At 66.9% G+C, this 21,099-nt stretch carries 4 protein-coding genes; 2 read left to right on the top strand and 2 right to left on the bottom strand.

All coding sequences use genetic code 11. The annotated features are described in order from the left end of the window. Both BST12_RS25635 and BST12_RS25640 read left to right on the top strand, forming a co-directional pair. The coding region (locus BST12_RS25635) for a hypothetical protein (RefSeq protein ID WP_342746510.1) at positions 1 to 1,455 on the top strand (1,455 nt) is incomplete at its 5' end. Between the two features lie 425 nt (positions 1,456 to 1,880). Beyond that, positions 1,881 to 12,860 carry a type I polyketide synthase gene (locus BST12_RS25640; RefSeq protein WP_083116041.1) on the top strand — a complete coding sequence of 3,660 codons (10,980 nt, stop codon included), beginning with the start codon at positions 1,881 to 1,883 and terminating at the stop codon, positions 12,858 to 12,860. On the opposite strand, the gene BST12_RS25645 is transcribed toward BST12_RS25640, so the two are convergent. Continuing rightward, entirely contained in the window at positions 12,844 to 15,762 is a 2,919-nt protein-coding gene (locus BST12_RS25645) for an AMP-binding protein (protein WP_083116042.1), read from the bottom strand. The two genes, BST12_RS25640 and BST12_RS25645, sit on opposite strands and share 17 nt — an antisense overlap. Before the next feature lie 162 nt (positions 15,763 to 15,924). Further along, the coding region (locus BST12_RS25650; protein WP_139801931.1) for an amino acid adenylation domain-containing protein at positions 15,925 to 21,099 on the bottom strand (5,175 nt) is incomplete at its 5' end.

Below are 21,099 nucleotides of genomic sequence, written 5' to 3' on the forward strand. Positions count from 1 at the left end.
AACCTCCCCACCCCCTTTGGCCGCGAGCGTGCATGTCTGCACACAGACACGCCGGACCGGCTGGCATTCTGCGCACCCTCGCCACCCGGTAACCCCGCCGAAGGACCTCAGCAGATGAGCAACCTACTCGGTCTGGCCGATCAGATCTACTTCGTCGGCGAGCGAGCGACCGGTGCGGCCGCGGTCATGCAGGCGGTGTGGGTGTACAACCACGCGATCGACATCGACGGCCTGCGGCGCTTTCACCATCACCTGCACCGGGGGCGGCTGTCCCGGCGCGTCGAACGCTCCCCCCTGCCGTTCGGCCGCCACCGCTGGGTCACCCCGCGGCACCCGCCGGTCCTCGAAATCGGCGCCACACCTCGGCCCCGCGAGGGGTTCGACGCCTGGCTCGACGCTCAGGCCGCTGTCACCGTTGACCTCGAACACGGACCCGAATGGCACCTTGCGGTGCTGCCCTTCACCGACGGTGGTGCCGGAATCAGCTTGGTCGTCTCCCACGGCCTCACCGACGGCGTGGGGTTGTGCCACGCGTTTGCCGACGCGGCTTGCGGCCGCGAGCATCCGGGGCACTGGCCCGCTGCCGGAGCACGCCCGCGCTGGCGCGCGGTGCGCGAGGATGCCCGACAGACCGTCCGCGACTTCCCGGCGATCGGCCGCGCCGCCGTCGCCGCGGCCCGGTTCGCCCGGCGCAGTCGTAAAGCCTCCCCAGCCCCCCGGCCCGCCGAACCGCATGCGAAACTCGCGGCAGCTGACGTGCCCTTCACGCTGCCGACCACGACGGTCTTCGTCGATGCCGAGGCGTGGCAGGCCCGGGCCGCCGAACTCGGCGGTACCGGCAACGGCTTGCTTGCGGGCCTGACTGCCCGGCTCGCCCAGAAGATGGGACGGCTCACCTCTGACGGCTCGGTCACCCTGACCATGCCGGTGAGCGAACGCACCTCCGGCGATACCCGAGCCAACGCGGTCGTGAACGTCAACCTCACCATCGACCCGGCCGCGGTAACGACGGATCTGGCCGTGATCCGGGCCGCCACCAAGGAAGCAGTCACCCGTCGCCGAGACGTCCCGGACCGGGAGGCGACGATGCTGCCCCTCGTCCCGCTGGTGCCGCAGTGGCTCGTCCGGCGAATGGTCAGTCTCGCGCGCGGCAGCGACACCAGAGTGGACTCATCCAACCTTGGCGTGATCGACCCGGACGCCTACCGCCCAGACGGTAGCCGGGCCGATCACTTCGCGATAAGGACCATCGCGCGCGGGATGACCGAAACCATCATGCGCAGGGCCGGCGGCATGCTGACGTTGTTCTCCGGCCGGGTCGACCGACAGGTGTTCGTCTCCGCCGTTGCGTATCATCCCGGGCGGACAAACTCGAATGCCCAATTGCGGCAATGCCTTTCGAGTGCACTCAACGATTTCGCGCTCACCGCGACGACCGGCTGGGGTTTGCCATGAGCCGGCGGGCGGTGCACAGTAGACGCCTCGACCCCTGGGCAACAACTGGATGCGCGGCAGCCCGGGCCACGGAAATACTTGCCGACCGGTGCTGATTGTGCTTCGCGAGCGGGCCGGCACGTGTAAATTCCCCGGCACGAGCTAACACTGTGCCACCACGAACCCCATGCTGCTGGTCCAGCGACGGGTGACTGGCGGTGGACTGGGCAGGAGTACCGGGATGGGGATCAAGAGCCTTCGAGTGCGGTCCCAGCACCGCCCGTGATGACCTATCCGGGTTGGTGAAACCCGTTGCGGCACATGCACATGCGGTTCAGTGCGACCACGAGAAGTCGATCGCGCGCTACGAGGTGGTCGATGCGATCCGGCGCGCCCTCTGACTCCGCCCCCGCATCGTGGCCTGCCGAGGCAGAGAGGACGACTTCATGACACCCGTCAACAATCCCACCGAGCAGACTTCGGGCTTTGCGATACTCGGCTACGCTGCCCGCTTCCCGGGTGCCGCCGACGCCGAGCAGTTCTGGGATGTCTTGCAGCAGGGCCGCGACGCGGTGTCTGAGATCCCGGGCAACAGGTGGGATCTCGACGAGTTCTACGACCCCGATCCGGACATGCCCGGAAAATTCGCCACCCGCCGCGCGGGACTGCTCGAGGGCATCGATGCGTTTGACGCAACGTTCTTCGGAGTGTCGCCGCGCGAGGCGGTCTTCATGGATCCGCAGCATCGCTTGTTGCTGGAGACGGCCTGGCATGCGGTGGAACATGCCGGCATCGCACCGTCGTCGTTGGCGGGCAGTAAGACCGGCGTCTTCATGGGCATCTCCACGCAGGACTACCTGACGCTGTTGACGAACGCGTTGAGCTTCGAGGACATCGAGGCATACCTGGCGATCGGCACTTCGCCCGCCGCTGCCGCGGGCCGGATCAGCTACCGATTGGGTTTGGTGGGCCCGGCGGTTTCGGTCGATACCGCGTGCAGTTCCTCGTTGGTGGCGATCCACCAGGCCTGCCAGGCATTGCGCTACGAGGAGTGCGAGCTTGCGCTCGTCGGCGGCGTCAACCTGCTGATCAGCCCGGCGACGATGATCAATTTCTCTCAGGCACACATGCTTTCCCCAGACGGCCGGTGCAAGACGTTCGATGCCGCCGCGGACGGCTACGTGCGCGGCGAGGGGTGTGGCGTCGTAGTGATCAAACGACTCGAAGACGCGATCCGCGACGGCGACCGAATCAGGGCCGTGGTGCGCGGCAGCGCCATCAACCAGGATGGTGCATCCGGCGGCTTGACGGTCCCGAATGGCATTGCGCAGCAACGAGTGATCGCCGAGGCGCTGCGGCGCGCCGGCGTGCGGGCCGGCGACATCGACTATCTCGAAGCACACGGGACCGGCACCTCCCTCGGCGATCCGATCGAAATCCAGGCCGCCGGTGCGGCATTCGCCGCCGAACGCGACAACGACCGACCGCTGTTGGTCGGATCGGTCAAGACGAATATCGGGCACCTGGAGGCAGGTGCCGGCATCGCGGGCCTGATCAAGGTCGTGCTGTCCCTCGAGCACGAGCAGCTGCCCAAGCACCTGAATTTCGAACACCCGTCGCCGCACATTCCGTGGGACCGGCTTCCGGTGCAGGTGGTGGCGGAAGCCATCCCGTGGGAGCGGGGCGGCCGGCCACGTATGGCGGGCATCAGTTCGTTCGGGTTCACCGGGACCAACGCGCACGTCATCGTCGAGGAAGCTCCGGCGGCCGACTGGCAGACAGCGGCGCCGGATGCAGGACCGGCGAACGGACGCTTCAGCGTCTTGCCGCTCTCGGCGCGCACACCGGCCGCCTTGGTTGAGGTTTCTCAGCGCTACCGCGACTGGCTGGCCGCGCACCCCGACGCCGCCCTGTCCGACGTCTGCTTGACCGCAGGGGCGGGCCGTTCCCACTTCGAACACCGCGCGGCGTTGGTGGTGAACTCGACGGCATCGGCCACCGAGATACTCGGGGCACTCGCCGACGACCGCCCGGCACCGGCTTTGCTGCGCGGCGACTGCGCCGACCCGCCCAAGACCGCCTGGCTGTTCCCGGGCCAGGGCAGCCAGTACGTCGGAATGGCGCGGGGGTTGTTCGAAACCGAACCCGTATTCGCCGAGACGTTGACCCGCTGTGCGGATGCCACGGCCGAAATCCTCGAAAAGCCGTTGCTGGACGTAATTTTCGGCGCCGACGACGAAGACGTCCTGCGCCACACCTCCTATGCTCAGCCCGCCCTGTTCGCGGTGGAGACGGGTTTGGCGCGGCTCTGGCAGTCGTGGGGCCTCGAGCCGGATGTGGTGCTGGGCCACAGCGTCGGCCAATATTCGGCGGCGTGCGTCGCCGGTGTTTTCGGCGTTGAGGCCGGGGCGCTGTTGATGGCCGAACGCGGCCGGCTCTTCGGCAGCTTGCCCGACGGCGGTCGCATGGTGGCGGCGTTCGCTTCCGTGGAACGCGTCGAAAGCTGCATCGACGCGTACCCCAGCCTGTCCGTGGCGGCCTACAACGGAGCCAACACCGTGCTTTCCGGTCCTGCAGAAGATCTGGGGCGGGCCGTAGCCGGGCTGGTGGCCCAGGACGTCCGGTGCGACTGGCTGGACACCAGCCACGCCTTCCATTCCGCATTGCTGGACCCCATTCTGAGTGAATTCGAGTCCTACGCAAGCCGATTCGAATTCGGTTTGCCGCAGCGGACTTTGGTGTGCAATCGCACCGGCGCCGTGGTTGGCCGCAATGTGCTGGACGCCAACTACTGGCGCCGCCACGCCCGTCAGCCCGTCGAATTCGCCAAGAGTGTGCAAACGCTTGCCGATCTGGGTTGTGGGCTGTTGCTGGAGGTCGGCCCGCAGCCGGTGCTCACCGCCGCGGCGGTGCGAGCCTGGCCGGATACCGCGACCAGGCCGGAGGCCATCGCGTCGTTGCGCCGCAACGCCGATGACCATCGCCAGATCAGCGAGGCGCTGGCTGCGGCCTACGTCGCCGGCCACCGTCCCGACTTCGCCGCTTACCAGCACGGCCGGGGCCGCAAGGTCGACCTGCCCACCTACCCGTTCCAGTCGCGCGTCTACTGGTACGAGGAGAGCCGCCGGCACGGCGCCCCCACCGACGCAACGCGCACCGAAACCGTCCGGCTGCTCGAGGAAGAACGCGTCGAGGAGCTTGCCGCGCTACTCGGCGATCCGGCGGATTCCGAAGGCCCGGGTAAGGCCATCGACATGCTGAAACAGCTTGCCGCACAACATAACCGGCAGCGCAGCGTGCAGTCCATCGGCGACATCCGCTACGAGATTTGTTGGGAGAAATCCTCAGTCCCGGCCGCACCGGCCTCCGGCGAGGGGTCTGCCTGGCTGCTCATCAGCGATGATGCCAACGCGGTTGCGCCGTTGACCGACACGCTGACCACACAGGGGCATCGTCATCACATTCTCGGTCTGCCGCTGACCGACCCGGACGAGCAGCGGTTCGCCGACGCGTTGCGCACGCTGGCCGCCGAGGAGCCGACGCTGCGTATCCTGCACGTCGCGGCGCTGGACTCCGAGACCGCGCCGTCAATGCAGTCGCTGCTGCGGATGCAGCACCGCGTCCTGCGCGGCACCCGGCGCCTCATCCGCGCCGCGGTTACCGCCGAGGTGCGCACCCCGATCTGGCTGGTAACCCGTGGCGCACAACGGGTCACCAGCACCGACACCGTCTCACCGGCGCAGAGCAGCCTGTGGGGCTTCGGCCGCGCCGCCTCCCTGGAACATCCGCCGGTGTGGGGCGGGCTGGCAGATCTGCCCGACGGCACCGGTGCCGACGAATGGTCCCGATTGATCGACCGGGTGCTGACGGCACCTCGCGTCGAGGACCAATTCGCCCTGCGCGATCAAGCTATCTATGTTCCCCGGCTGAGCCGGATCGCCACGCAGCCGGCTGCGCGGCCGCTGCAATTGCGCTCTGCTGCAACGTATCTGGTAACCGGCGGCCTCGGTGCCCTCGGACTCGAGATTGCCGGCTATCTGGCCGCGCACGGTGCACAGCAGCTGGTCCTGACCAGCCGCCGGCCTCCGGGCGCCACCGCCCAGGAGCGCATCAATGCGCTGCGCGAACAGTGTGGCTGCGACGTCCGCGTCATGGAGGCCGACGTGGCCAATCCGCACGACGTCGCACGTCTGCTGGCGACCCTGCAGGCCGAACTGCCGCCGCTGGCCGGCGTCGTCCACGCCGCGGGCGAGATCGGCCTGACCCCACTGGCCACCTTGGAAGACGCCGAGATTGATCGGGTGTTCGCCGGAAAGGTCTGGGGCGCCTGGAATTTGAGCGAAGCGACGGCCGACATGGGGCTGGACTTCTTCCTGTGCACGTCCTCGATCGCCGCGCTCTGGGGTAGCCCCGGCCAAACCGCTTACAGCGCGGCGAACGCCTTCCTGGACGGGCTGGCCTGGCGGCTCCGCCAGCAGGGAGTCGCCTGCACCAGTGTCAACTTCGGTCTGTGGTCGGCCGGCATGGCCGATCAGGAGACCCGCGAGCGGCTGGAACGCCACGGGGTTCGCACGTTGGCACCGGCCGACGCCTTGGCCGGGATGGCCGAATTCCTGGGTGCCGACGCCGCGAATGGCGCTGTGGCCCGCATTGATTGGGCGCGTTTCCTGCCCCTCTACGAGATGACGGGCAAGCGATCGTTCATGTCGAACCTGGAGCGTGAGGTGCCCGAGACGGCGGCGGGCCCGGTATCGCCGGTCAGCACACCATTGATCGACCAGCTCAAGGTGGCCCCCGTCCAGCAACGCAGGGCGCTGGTGCTGGACTACATGCGCAACGCCGTGGCCGAGGTGACCAAGATCGACAGCAGCGAGATCCGCGATGACGTCGGATTCTTCGATCTCGGCATCGACTCGCTGATGGCGGTGCAGCTGCATCGCAAGTTTGAGCACGGGTTCGGCCGGCAGCTGCCGGTGACGCTTGCGATGGACCATCCACGCCTGAGTCAGGCCGCCGAGTTCTTGCTCAATGACGTTCTCGCCCTTGGTACGCAAGCGAATACAGTGGCCGAACCGGCCACGCCGGCTGCGGTGACTGCCGGCCGCACCGATGAACCGATCGCTATCGTCGCGGTGGCCTGCCGCTTCCCGGGCGCACCCGATCCGGAGAAATTCTGGGAGGTGCTGGCCGGCGGCGTCGACGCGATCCGCGAGATCCCCGACGACCGCTTCGACATCGACGAGTATTACGACCCGGATCCCGACGCGCCGGGCAAGATCTACACCCGGTGCGGCGGATTCCTCGATCGGATCGGCGAATTCGATCCTGAGTTCTTCGGTATCTCACCGCGCGAGGCGGTGTGGATGGATCCCCAGCAGCGCCTCATGCTGGAAGTTGCGTGGGAGGGGTTGGAGCGCGCCGGTTATTCGCCGGCGACGTTGCGCGGCAGCCGCAGCGGTGTCTACGTGGGTGTGGGCGCCAACGAGTATTCACATGTGCTGTCCAGCAGCTCGTTCGAAAGCATCGAGGCCCAGTTCGGCACCGGCAACGCGACCAGCGTCATCGCGGGCCGGGTTGCCTTCGCACTCGGACTGGAAGGACCCGCGGTTGCGGTGGACACCGCGTGCAGTTCGTCGCTGGTGGCCGTCCATGAGGCCTGCCAGGGATTGCAGGCCGGTGACTGCGACATGGCGCTGGCCGGTGGCGTGAACGTCTTGTTGAGCCCGGCATCCCTGATCGCCACCTCGCGCGCCAAGATGCTCTCCCCCGACGGCCGCTGCAAGACCTTCGACGCCGCGGCCGACGGCTACGTGCGCAGCGAGGGTTGCGGGGTCCTGGTGCTCAAGCGGCTCAGCGACGCGGTGCGCGACGGCGATCGGATTCGCGCGGTCATCCGGGGCAGCTCGGTCAACCAGGATGGCGCCTCCAGCGGCCTGACGGTGCCCAACGGCGGTGCACAGCAACGACTTATCGCCCTGGCGCTGGCCCGCGCAGGCGTCGACGGGCGCGATGTCGATTATCTGGAGGCCCACGGCACCGGCACCTCGCTCGGCGATCCGATCGAAGTGCAGGCCGCCGCCGCCGCATACGGGGCCGGCCGGGAGGCGAACCGGCCGCTGCTCATCGGATCGGTGAAGACCAATGTCGGGCATCTCGAGTCGGCGGCCGGGGTCGCCGGTCTGATCAAAGTCGTGTTGTCCCTGCAGCACGAGGTCGTGCCGAAAAACCTGCACTTCGACAAGCCGTCGCCGCATATCCCGTGGGACTCGTTGCCTGTCCGCGTGGTCGACGAAGCGATTCCCTGGCAGACCAACGGCAGGCCGCGCCGCGCCGGGGTGAGTTCCTTCGGGTTCTCCGGGACGAACGCACACGTTGTGATCGAAGAGCCGCCCTCGGAAACTGCTGAGCCACGGGATGATTCGGGCGGATCCGGCGACGGTGCGGTTGCGGTGCTGCCGTTGTCGGCGCGGTCTCCGCAGGCTCTGATTGCCTTGGCACAGCGCTACGCCGATTGGCTGGATGCGCACCCGCAGGCCGATATCGCCGACGTGTGCTTCACCGCCGGAACCGCGCGGTCGCATTTCGAGCATCGGGCCGCGCTCGTCGTCGATTCACCGCACGGCGCCCGAGATCTGCTGGCCGCGTTGACCCAGAACCGGGCGGTCTCGGGTGTGGTGCGTGACGTATGTGGCGACCCGCCGAAGACCGCGTGGTTGTTCACCGGCCAGGGCAGCCAGTACCCCGGAATGGCGCGCGAGTTGTTCGCCGCCGAGCCGGTGTTCGCCGAAACGGTCACCCGATGCGCGCAAGCCCTCGACGGCATCCTGGCGCGCCCGTTGCTGGAGGTCATCTTCGATACCGACAGCGACGTCGGCGCAGAGACGCTGCGCCATACTTCTTTCGCCCAGCCGGCGCTCTTCGCGATCGAGATGGGTCTGGCCCGGCTGTGGCAGTCGCGGGGCATCGAACCCGACGTGGTTCTCGGGCACAGCGTGGGCCAGTACGCCGCGGCGTGTGTGGCCGGCGTGTTCGACCTCGAAGACGGGGCGCGGCTAGTGGCCGAACGCGGCCGTCTGTTCGGCATGCTGCCCGAGGGCGGCCGGATGGTGGCGCTGTTCACCGACGTCGAACGTGTCGAGGCGTTCGCCGAGGAGTTTCCGCAGGTTTCGGTCGCGGCCTACAACGGCGCGAACACCGTGCTGTCGGGTCCGGGCGAAGACCTGGAACAGATAGTCGCCCGGTGTGGCGGTGACGGAACCAACGACGGAGTCCGCTGTTCCTGGCTGGACACGAGTCATGCTTTCCACTCCGAGCTGCTCGAGCCCGCACTCGAGGAATTCGAGTCGTACGCGGCACGATTCGAGTTCAGCGTCCCGGCCCGCGCACTGGTGTGCAACCGCACCGGCGCGGTTCTGACGGCGGAAACTCCGCTCAATGCGCAGTATTGGCGACGGCATTCCCGCCAGCCGGTGCAGTTCGCCGAAAGCATCCGCACCGTCGCGCAGCTGGGCTGCTCGGTGTTGATGGAGATCGGTCCGCAGCCGATTCTGACCGCCGCCGCCCTACAGGTGTGGCCGGATTACTCGGCCGCACCGCGTGCCGTCGCCTCCCTGCGTAAGGGCGCCGATGACCGGCGCCAGATCGCAGAGGCGCTGGCCGGGGTGTACGTCGCCGGGCATCGGCCCGACTTCGCGGCGCTGCACCAGCGGCCACACCGCAGACTCGAACTGCCGACTTACCCGTTCCAGCGCCGCCAATGCTGGCCCAAGACGGCCGGCATCCGCTCGGACGGTGGCAGCGTCAGCTCCGGAATCCTCGGTAGCGCCAAGGATCTCGCCTCCGGCGACATCGTGTACACCAGCCGGCTGTCGGTCAAATCGCAGCCGTGGCTGGCAGACCACATCATCTATGGCACGGTCGTGGTTCCCGGCGCGACCTATGCGGCGATGGCCCTTGCCGCGGTGGGGACGCCGGCGCGGGTGCATGATGTGTTCTTCTACGAGCCGATCATCCTGGGCGACAAAGCTTCCCGGGAAGTACAGCTGACGTTGCGCCCCCCCGACGACAGCCGCGGCGGCACCTTCCAGATCCACAGCCGCCCGTATGGTGACCGCGACGCCGACTGGTCCTTGAACGCCGAAGGCATCGTCGTCGCCGGCGTCGACGATGAGCCGGCATTCGATGCAGCGGAATCAATCGATGCCGTATGCGAGCGGTTGGACCGCGCGCGTCCACAACAGCTGTTCGAGGCCTTCGCCGACAACGAATTGGCCTGGGGGCCAACGTGGTTCACTTCGCTGAAGTCGCTGTGGATCGGCGCGGGTGAGGCCGTCGGGGATCTTGTCGTCGGCGCCGAACTCGTCGAACACCTCGGCAGTGAGCCGGCCCATCCGGTGCTGCTGGACCTGTGCACCGGTGTCGCCGGCGCGGCCCTACTCGCGGTCACCGAACAAGGGGACGCCGCGGCAGACCTCTACTTGCCGTTGCGGTACGGGCGGGTGGTGCTGCGGGAGCGGATGCCGCGACGGTTCTATTGCCGGGCCAGGTTCCAGACCGGTGGCGTCGAGAGTGAAACCCAGGTCTTCGATCTCGACTTCGTCGACCGGGACGGTCGCGACCTGGGCGGAATTCGCCAGTTCGTGGTGAAGCGCGCGCCGCGCGAGGCGTTGTTGCGCGGACTCCGCGGCGATGACACCCGCCTGCTGTACACCCTTGGCTGGCGCGAGGCGCCGCCGCCGGCATCGGGACAGGCGGTCGACAACACGACGGGCACCTGGCTGATCGCCGGGTTCGACGAACTGGCGGCCGAACTGCCGAATTCCGTCGCCATCAATGCGGCCACCGAACCCGAGCAGTGGAAGCAGCTGTTCGCGCAGGCGCGCGAGCGCGGCGCCCCGGTCGGCGGCATCGTCTGGCGCAGCCCGACCCGACCCGACGAAGAAGAATCCAGTGCCGAATTCGCCGCGCGGCTGGATGCCACGATCACCGATTTACTCGGCGCCGTACACCAGTTGCTCGCCGATGAATCCGTGAGACTCGCCGGTGGGCTGTGGATCATCACCGAACGTGCCGTGGCGACCGAACCCGGCGAGCCGGTCGACCCGGTACAGGCGGCGTTGTGGGGCCTCGGCCGCAGCATCATCGGCGAGCAACCCATCCTGCGCTGCCGGCTGCTGGACCATGACGGATCCGAGGATGTCGTGCGCTCGCTGGCCGGGCTGGTCGGTACGCCTATCCCGGAACCCGAACTCGCACTGCGCCAAGGCAAGTTGCTGGTGTCGCGGCTGCTGCCGTGGTCACGCGGCGGTCACCTGGCAGTCCCGCGGGTGACCGACTACGCCCTGACGCCCACCGAGCGCGGCGCGATCAACAACCTGCGCCTGGCCGAGACCGAGGTCGCCGCACCTGCCGAGGGCCATGCACAGATCCGGGTAACGGCCGCCGGCGTCAACTTCCGGGACGTGCTCAACGTGCTCGGTCTGTACCCAGGCGACCCGGGCCCCGTCGGCGGCGACTTCTGCGGCGTCGTGACCGAATTGGGCCCGGGCGTCACCGAATTCGAAGTCGGGCAACGGGTTTTCGGCGTGATGATGGGGTCGATGGCCAGCCGCGTCAACGTACCGGTGCAATTGATGGCGCCAGTGCCCGACGAGATCAGCGATACCGCCGCGGCGAGCATGCCCACCGCGGCGCTCACCACCCTGCTCGCGTTCGACGAGGCGAAGCTGAAGCCCGGCGACCGGGTGCTGGTACATGCTGCCAGCGGCGGCGTCGGCCTGGTCGCGGTGCAACTGGCCCAGCAGCGCGGCGCGACCGTGTTCGCCACCGCCAGCACCTACAAGCGCCCGATGCTGTGCCGGCTGGACGTGGCACATGTATACGATTCGCGCAGCACCGATTTCGCCGATGACATTCTCACCGACACCGATGGCGAAGGTGTGGATGTCGTCATCAACAGCCTGACGAGTGAGGGTTTCATCGAGGCCACGGTACGCGCGACCGCGCCCAATGGCCGGTTCATCGAAATCGCGAAGCGGGACATCTGGACTCGCGAACAGATGGCGCAAGTCCGTCCCGATATCGCGTACGGAATCCTCGCGCTGGACATGCTCATGGTGCAGGACCCAGAACGTATCCGGGGCCTGATGGGCGAACTGTCCGACGGCCTGGCCAGCGCGGAGATTGCGCCGCTGCCTGTCGAGATCTATCCGATGGCCGAGGCCAAGACCGCGTTTCGGCGCATGCAACAGGCACGCCATATCGGCAAGATCGTGCTGCAGATGCCCAAACCGCTTCAGGGACAAGCCGATAGGAGCTACCTGATCACCGGCGGCCTGGGCGCACTAGGCCTGCACACCGCGGCCTACCTGGCCCAGCTCGGTTGCGGCGACATCGTGCTGACCAGCCGGCGCGAGCCCACCGCGGACGCCCGGCAGACGATCGCCGGCATCAGCGAGCGCTACCGCTGCCGGATCCACACCTGGGTGGCCGACGTCGGTGACGAGGTACAGGTGCGGGACCTGCTGGACAGGATCCGGGCAGAGCTGCCCCCACTCGCGGGCGTGGCGCATTTGGCAGGGGTGATCGACGACGCGCTGCTACCGCAGCAGACGGTGGACCGGTTCCGCACGACCATGCAGCCGAAAGCGTTGGCCGCCTGGCATTTACACCGGTTGACCAAGGACGACGATCTTGAATTCTTCATCCTGTACTCGTCGGGCACCAGCGTGCTCGGAGCACCGGGGCAGGCCAACTACGCCGCCGCCAACGCCGTGCTCGACGGGCTGGTCGGCTACCGCGCGGCGCAGGGCTTGCCTGCGACAAGCATCAACTGGGGTCCGTGGGCCCAGGGCGGCATGGCCAGCTCGGACGCCGCTCGCTCCAATCTGGGTGCGCGCGGCCTGATTCCACTGGCGCCCGCTGCCGCATTGAACGCGCTTGCCGAAGTCGTCGCACACGGAATCGGGCAGGTGGTCGCGGTCAAGGCGAACTGGCAGCGCGCCGCCAAGCTGCTGGGCGCAACCCGTCCACCGATCCTGGAATACGTGTTGCCCAGCGACGTCTCGGCGACACCTGTCGACAGTGCGTTGCTCAAGCAACTGCAGGAGGTTCCCGAGGCGCAGCTGGCCAGTTTCCTCACCGAGCATCTGCAGAATGAACTACAGCAGTTCCTCGGGCTCGCGCAGCGACCCGCAGCAGCCAGCCGATTCCTGGAGCTCGGGATGGATTCACTGATGGCCGTCGAACTGCGCAACCGGTTGCTCGGCCAATTCGGGGGCGCCTTCACCATCACCGCCACCGCGGTTTTCGACTATCCGACGATCGGTTCGCTGGCCGAGTACCTCGCCGCTCAGATCTCCCAGTCGGCCGCGCCGACGGGCCCGTCGGCTATGGAAGCGAAAGCCGTGGCTAGCGTGCCGGTGTGACCTTGGATCGGCTCCCCCAGGTGCTGAATCGGGTCGCGACCGAGGCCTTGTCCACCGGCTTGGTGAAGCCGCGGGTATCGACCAGCGGCTCGCCGCTCGCCTCGGCGATCATCTTGCGGACCTCCGCACGCGCCTTGGCCAGCCCCGCCAAATCGCCGGGGTCGCAGTCGATCCAGACCGGCGGTAAAACGTCGACTTCCAGCGCGGCGGGCCGGTACGGCCGTCCCTGCATCACCTTTCGCGAACCGCGCAGCACCAACGGGACGATCGGGACCTCAGCGCTGGCGGCCAGCTTGAACGCCCCGAACCGGAACGGATAGATGCCCGGCGTACCACGACGTTCGCCTTCGGCGAATATATGAATCGATTCCCCTGCTGCCAGCAGCGATTTCATCTGTTCGTAGGACACCAGCGACGACTCGAGATCCTCATCGACGGGCACGGTGCCGAGCCGCTCGGCGAGCACGCCGAGCACACCGGTGAACAGCCGCTTCTTAGCCGTCAGGACAACCGGCCGGCCGAGCGCAGCCAGCAGCAGAAGCGGATCCATGTCGGTAGGATGATTGCTGACATAGATCGCTTGTCCCTCGGGTAACTGAACACCTTTGCGCCGGAACGACATTCCGATCGCGGCGAACAACAGATGGACCATCCGGTGGGTGAACCGCCACACGGCGGTGCGGTTTGACAGCCGTTTGGCCACTGCGGCGCCGAACAGGATCGCCGACACGGTCATCACCGCGATGTACGTCCCGACGAGGGTTTCGCGCCACCGGCCGACGGATCGCCGCAGGCGATAACGAGTCTTCGCCGCGACCGTGGGCCGCTGTGCCGGCGCCGAGCTGCCCAGGGTTCCAGTCCGGTAGGCCTGCCGGGTTTCCTGGCGCCGTAGTTTGCCGCTGGATGTCTTGAGCATGCTGCCACGCGGAATCAGTACGACGTCGTCGGCCGATGTGCCCGTTGCCTCCACCACCGCCGCCCGAATCAAGGCTTTGAGCTGGTCGTGTCCAGCCGGGTCGCCGGTAGTCTCTGCGACCACGACAATTCTTTCAGCCCCTTGGTTCCCTTGGCTCCCTTGGTTCCCTGGTTCGCTGTCGGGCATCTCTTCACCGAACGCGATCACGCATCCCTTGCGCACCCCGGGCAGTTCTCCCACGATCTGCTCGATGTCCTGCGGGTGAAAGTTGCGCCCCGCCTTGATGATCAGATCCTTGATACGGCCGGTGATGAACAATTCGCCGTCGGCCAGGTAGCCCAGGTCTCCGGTGTCAAGCCAGTCGCCTACCCGGACCGACGCGGTGGCTTCCGGTCTGCCGAAGTAGCCGGACATCACCGACTTCCCCCGGACCAGCACGCGGCCTTCATGCCGCTGCGCTACCGGCTCGTCCGGCGAGCCGGTCAACTCGACAACCCGGATCTGCTGATCACCCATCGGTGTGCCAACGGACACCACGCTGCGGGTCCGTGCCCCCGGACCGGCGGGCACCGCACGGCGTTCGGTGGCCAGCAGATCGGCGTCGATGAGGTCGACCCGGGGACCGTGCAGCGCGTCGTGGGCGAACGTCACGCCGACGCACGATTCCGCGAGTCCGTAGCACGGCGCGATGGTGCCGCGCCGAAAGCCGTACGGCTCGAACCGGCGAGCGAACTCTTCGACCGACTTGGCCCGGACCGGTTCTGCCCCAACGAATGTCAACTTGAGACTCGAAAGGTCGAGTCCGGCGATGTGATCGTCGGAGACGCGTCGTGTGACATGGTCAAGCCCGAAGGGAGTGGTCGCGATGGTCGTTACCCGAAACCTATCGATGGCCCACAACCACAGCGCGGGCTTGACGAGGAAATCGACCGGAGAAATCAGCACCACCGTGGCTCCGGCGAACAACCCCAGTCCCATCCACATCGCGATAAGCCCGAAGTCGTGATACAGCGGCATCCAGCACAACGCGGCATCCGACGGCTGCAGGCCGACGTCGATTACAGCGCCGCTGATTGCCGTGGTGTTCGCCAATAGATTCGCGTGCGTCAGTGCGACCCCTTTGGGGTCGCCGGTACTACCGGACGTGTATTGGATAAGCGCGAGTTCGGGGGGTGACTCCACACAGAACAAAGCCCCGTCACCGGCGCTCAGCGCGATCACTGTCGCGACTTCCCGAAGGGATGGAGTGGCCGCGCACAGCAGCGCCGCCGCCGCCTGGAACTGCGCATCGGCGACGACGAACGCCGCGCCGGCGCTACGCAGAATCCGGCTTTGCCGCTCGACGTATTTGTCCAAATCGTCGAGCCGCACCGGCGGATAGATCGGTACTGGAACTCCGCCCGCGCAGAGCACCGCAACGAAGGCGACGAAGAATTCCGGCCCGGTAAGGGCCAGAATCGCGACTCGCTCTCCGGACGCCAGGCCCAGGCTCGCCAGTCCGGCGGCCGCGCGCCTGCCCCGATCCCAAAGCTCGCCGTAGGTCAGCGTGCTCACTTGCCCGTCCGGCGCGAGGAACTTCAGGTGCGGATGCTGCCCGTGCTTATCGGCGCGGGCTCGCAGCAGGTCCAGCAGTGTCGAGGCCTCGCGGGCCATCGCGGAAAAACTCGTCACCGATGCGTTTTTGACCGGTGGTGTCGGTGGCGGCCCAAGCACCGATTGACCGATACCCGCCGTCTCGATGCCGGGCGCTTCTTCGATCGCCTCGAGCAGGTCACGCGGCCGGCGAAACCTGCCCATCCCATCCGACGGCAGCTCAATGGCATAAGCCTTACCGACCCGAATTAATAGATCGGCCAGCTCGATACTCCCCAGTCCGAGCCGCTCGGCAAAATCGAAATCGAGGATATCGGGGTCATTGATCTGCCCTAATCCCGCATCTCTCAGTACCCCTGCGAGTTCCTCGCGAAGAAGTTGTTCTGTGCGCATTTTGTCCCGGACCCCTTTCCGGTGCCCCTACCCAATGCCGAGGAAGTATATGGCCGAATACGATATTGCGAAATGGTTGCACAAATATTGTTTTGCCATTATGGCGCTTTGTTTCTTAGCCTTTATGGCTCTATATTGATGCGGCTTACGAGCCAATTCTTGCTAAAGCAGTCCGAGCAGTTGCAAATCGGTGACGTATCGGACGATCGTCTGGGGCGAGACGTGCGGAATATCGTTGTCCGGGCCGATCTTGGCCTCTTGCACCGCGGCGCGGAATCGCTCGGTGGAGACCCGGGATCCAGGGGCCGGCTCCAGGGGCCCCAATTCGGTGGAGTCGAGTAGCAACAGCATCTGCAGCACCGAATGCTGGCGCTGCCGATCCGGGAGGGCACGCAGGGCGGTCTGGAACCGCTGCAGCCACTCGCCGAAGTCGTCGGTGCGCTCTATCGGGTAGCCCGCCTCGATCAACCAGTCGACGTACTCATCGAGCCCGATGCCGTCGTCATGCTGGTTCATCACGTGATAGGTCTGAAACCCTTGCGCCACCGGAACACTCAGTGCGGTGATCGCCTCGGCGACGAATTTGGCTGGAAGCCCGTCGAAGTGCGTGCGCTGCCGATTGCCGTCGGCATCCAGCCGGTAGAACGACTTAGGCGCGACGCCGGCGGCAACCAGGCTCAGCACCGCGCGAGACACGTTGTCCGACACGTTGAGCAGTCCCGCGTAAGTACTGTCGGCCAGGATCATTCCGCACCGGAACACCGCGACCGGCATCCCGCACAGCTGGTGAGCCTCACGCAGTAGCACCTCGCCGGCCCACTTGCTGTTGCCGTAGCCGTTGGACAGGCCGCCGTCGTTGGTGCGGGTCGGGCTGCTGATCCGGATGTCGGCGTCCTCGGTGAACGCCGACGGCTCGATCTGGTCGCCCACATTGGCAGTCGACACGTATGCGTAGGTCTTCAGCTTCATGGCCAGTGCGATGCGGATCAGCGCGGCCGTGCCGACGACATTGGGGCCGAAGAGCTCGCTATAGGGCAGGACGGCGTTGATGACGGCTGCGGAATCGACGATCAGATCGACGGTTTCGGCCAGCCGCTGCCAGGTCGGCTCGTCCACGCCCAGGTTGGCGTGGCCCTTGTCGCCGGCGACGACCTGCAGATGGTCGGCGGCCAGCTCCTGGAAGTGCCGCAGCAGGGCGCGGTCGCCGCTGCGCTCGAAGGCTTGCTCCAGCCGGCGCCGCGCGTCCTCGTCGGATCTGGCCCGCACCAGGCAGATCAGCGTGCCGTCGACCAGCTCCATCTGTTGCAGCAGTTCGATGACCAGGTAGCGCCCGAGGAATCCGGTCGCGCCGGTCAGCAGAACCGTCCGCACCCGGGTTTCCGGGCCGGGCAGCTGCGGAGCGGCGTCCAGTGTGGGTGCGTCGATGAACTTGTCCAGCGTGAGGTCGGCGGCGTGCACGACAGCGCTCTGCGGCCGGTGCACCGCTTCGAAGCTGGGTTCGGTCGCACGCCTGGCCAGCTGCTGACTCAAGCTCCTTACCGATGGCGCGTCGAAGAGGACCCGTACCTCGAGGCGAATGTCGAGCGCGGTGTTGATCGCCGCGATCACCCGCATCGCCGAAAGCGAGTCCCCGCCTAGGGCGAAGAACGAGTCGTCGACGCCGACGCGCTCGATCCCGAGCACCTGGGCGTAGATGCCGGCCAGGATCTCCTCGGTCAGACTTTCCGGCGCGCGGTATTCGACCGCGGTGTACTCCGGTGCCGGCAGCGCCCGTCGGTCGAGTTTGCCGTTGACGGTCAACGGCAGCGCCTCGAGCACCACCACGGCGACCGGTACCATGTACGACGGCAGCCGCTCGGCCAGCGCGGCGCGCACTTGGGCGGGATCTACTGTGCCACTGTGCGTTTCGGTGATATAGCCAACCAGCCGCTGATTGCCGGGGCGGTCCTCGCGGACAATCGCGACCGCCTGATCCACCCCGTCGAGACCGGCCAGCGACGCGCGCACTTCGCCGAGCTCGATGCGGTATCCGCTGATCTTGACCTGTTCATCGGCACGGCCCAGGTACTCCAACTGCCCGTCCGGGCGCCAACGCACCAAGTCCCCGGTGCGGTACATGCGCTGCCCCGGCCCACCGAATGCGCACGCCACAAACCGCGATGCGCTCAACCCCGGCCGGCGCCAATATCCGACTGCCACGCACCGGCCCGCCACGTACAGCTCGCCCACTACGCCGGTCGGTACCGGCCGCAGCCAGCCGTCGAGCACGAACAGCGCCGCACCCGACACCGGCGGTCCGATCGGCGGCAGCGCCGAACCGACTTGCAGGGCTGTCGTGATCGCGACGTCCACGGTGGTTTCGGTGGGGCCGTACTCGTTCATCAATGCCGTGACTGTGCCGTAGCGCTTGACCAGCTCTGTGGTACAGACCTCCCCACCCACACTCAACGTCACGCCGTGCAGTTCCCCCGCGGGCAGCACATCCAAGGCCGATGGGGTGAACAGTGCGTGCGAAACCGCTTGCCGTGTCATGAAATCCGTCAGTTCGGCGCCCGGTATGGCCTGGGCGTCGCCGGGAATCACCGCTGTTGCGCCAGTCAACAAGGCAGACCACAGATTTCCCACCGACGCATCAAAGGCCAGCGGAGCGAATTGCAGAACACGACTCTGAGCCGTAATCGCAAGACGCTCAACGCGCGTGGCCACCATGTCGGCGACGCCGGCGTGGGTCAGCGCAACGCCTTTGGGGACACCGGTGGTTCCCGAGGTGTAGATCAGGTAGGCGATATTGTCCGCGTCCGGCGCCGGTGGTGCCGTGTCGGGCTGGGTGTCGGCAGCGGCGTTGCCGATATCGATCACCGGCACGCCAAGGCCATCGAGCCGCTGCGCCAGCTCGTCAGTGGTGAGTACGGCCACCGGCGCGGTGTCGGACACCATGAAACCAATCCGCGCGGTCGGCAACGCCGCGTCGATCGGCAGATAGGCCGCTCCGGCCTTGAGTACTGCCAGAACCGCCACGATCGCCTCGGCCGAACGCGCAAACAGCAATGCGACAACCGCGCCGGGACCCGCACCATGGTCAATGAGCAAGTGCGACAGTTGATTAGCGGCCTGGTCCAGCTGACGATAGGTCCAGGTACGTTCACCACACACCAGCGCCACCGATTCCGGAGTGCTGTCCACCTGCGCGCTGAACAACACCGGTATCGACACCGGCGGACCCACCGGTTCGGTCAACGCCGCCCGATTGCTCAGCTCGTCCAGGCCGGCGTGCTCATCCTGATCGACCAGATCCACCGAGGACAGTCGCGCGGCCGAATCGGCGGTCATCGCCACCAGCACCCGCTCTAGCCGCCCGATCAGCGTTTCGATGCTGGTCGCGTCGAACACGTCGGTACGGAATTCCACTGTGCCGCCGATCCCGGCCGGCGCACCGCTGGCGTCCCAGTGTTCGGCCAGCGAAAAGGTCACGTCCATCCGCGCGACCTGTGTTTCCACCGGCATCGGCGTGACCTGCAGGTCTCCGAAGGACATACCCGCGGCGGGATCCGCGAGCTGCCCGGGTATGTTCTGCCACGCCAGCATGACCTGAACCAGCGGATGATGTGTCAGCGACCGGATGGGGTTGACTCGCTCCACCAGCATTTCGAACGGCACGTCCTGGTGTTCGTAGGCAGCCAGGCTGCGCCGTCGCACCTGGGCCAACAGCTCGGCGAAGCTGGGATCGCCGGCCAGGTCAACGCGCAGCACCAAGGTGTTGACGAAAAATCCCACCAGCTCATCAAGTGCGGGATCGCGGCGCCCGGCGATCGGAAATCCCACCGCCACATCGGAACTGGCGCTGATCTTGGCCAGCAGCGCCGCCAGCGCGGCTTGGATCACCATGAAACTGGTCGCGTTGTGCTCACCGGCCAGCCGAGCGACATGTTGTTGCAGCTGCGCCGGCCAGTCGACCGCGACGGTCGCGCCGCGGTAGTCGGCAACCGGCGGATAGGGCCGATCGGTGGGAAGCACGAGGCGCTCGGGCATGCCGGCCAGCGCATCCTCCCAGTAGGCCAGTTGAGCGGCGATGGGACCGTGGCCGTCGGTCAGATCACCGAACTGCGCGCGCTGCCACAGCGCGTAATCGACGTACTGCACCGGCAATTCGGCCCAGCCGGGAGCTGCACCGGCACGCCGGCTGGCGTAGGCCACCCCCAGGTCACGCGACAGCGGGGTCACCGACCAGCCGTCGGCGGCGATGTGGTGCAGAGCGGCCACCAGCACATGCTGGTCGGCGGCGATCCGGAAAAGCGTTGCCCGCAAGGGAGTCTCGGTTGCCAGGTCGAATGGCCGGCGCACCACCGCGCTAATGGCTTCAGCCAGTTGGCTTTCCGGCCAGCCGGCGGCGTCGATTACCTGCCAGCCCGACCCGGCGCGCTCGGCGGGCACCACCACCTGCTGCGGAATACCTTCGACCGCGGGGAACACCGTGCGCAGGGCTTCATGACGGCCCACCACATCGCTCAGCGCCGCACCCAGTGCGTCGGCGTCGAGCTGCCCGGACAGCCGCACCGCCACGACCATGTTGTAAACCGGTGAGGGGCCCTGGAATTGGTCGATGAACCACAACCGGCTCTGGGCGAACGACAACGGAATCACCGCGGGCCGCGGCTGAGGTTTCAGCGGTTCCAGCCGAGCCGCATCCGCATCGATACGTGGGGCCAACTCGGCAACCGACGGCGCCTCGAACAGGGTGCGCACCGAAATGCGGGCATCCAGACCGGTATTGATCGCCGCGATCACCCGCATCGCCAGCAGCGAATCCCCCCCGAGTTGGAAGAAGGAGTCGTCGATGCCGACGCGGTCGAGTCCCAGTACCTGGGCGTAGATGCCGGCCAGGATCTGCTCGATGGGGGTTTGCGGGGCACGATAGGCACCGCGGTCATACTCCGGTGCCGGCAACGCCCGCTTATCCAGTTTGCCGTTAACCGTCAACGGCAATGACTCCAACACCACCACCGCCGCGGGCACCAGATACCCCGGAAGCCGCTGGGCCAACACCGATCGCAACGCCACCGGATCCACCCCACCAGTGACATACCCAATCAACCGCTTATCCCCCGGCCGATCCTCACGCGCCACCACCACCGCCTGCTCCACCCCCGCCAACCCCGCCAACACCGCCCGCACCTCACCCAACTCAATCCGATACCCCCGAATCTTGACCTGCTCATCAACGCGCCCCACATACACCAACTGCCCATCGACCCCCCAACACACCAAATCCCCCGTCCGATACATCCGCACCCCAACCCCACCAAACGCACACGCCACAAACCGCGACGCCGTCAACCC

The organism is Mycobacterium angelicum (genome assembly GCF_002086155.1).
Taxonomy (GTDB): domain Bacteria; phylum Actinomycetota; class Actinomycetes; order Mycobacteriales; family Mycobacteriaceae; genus Mycobacterium; species Mycobacterium angelicum.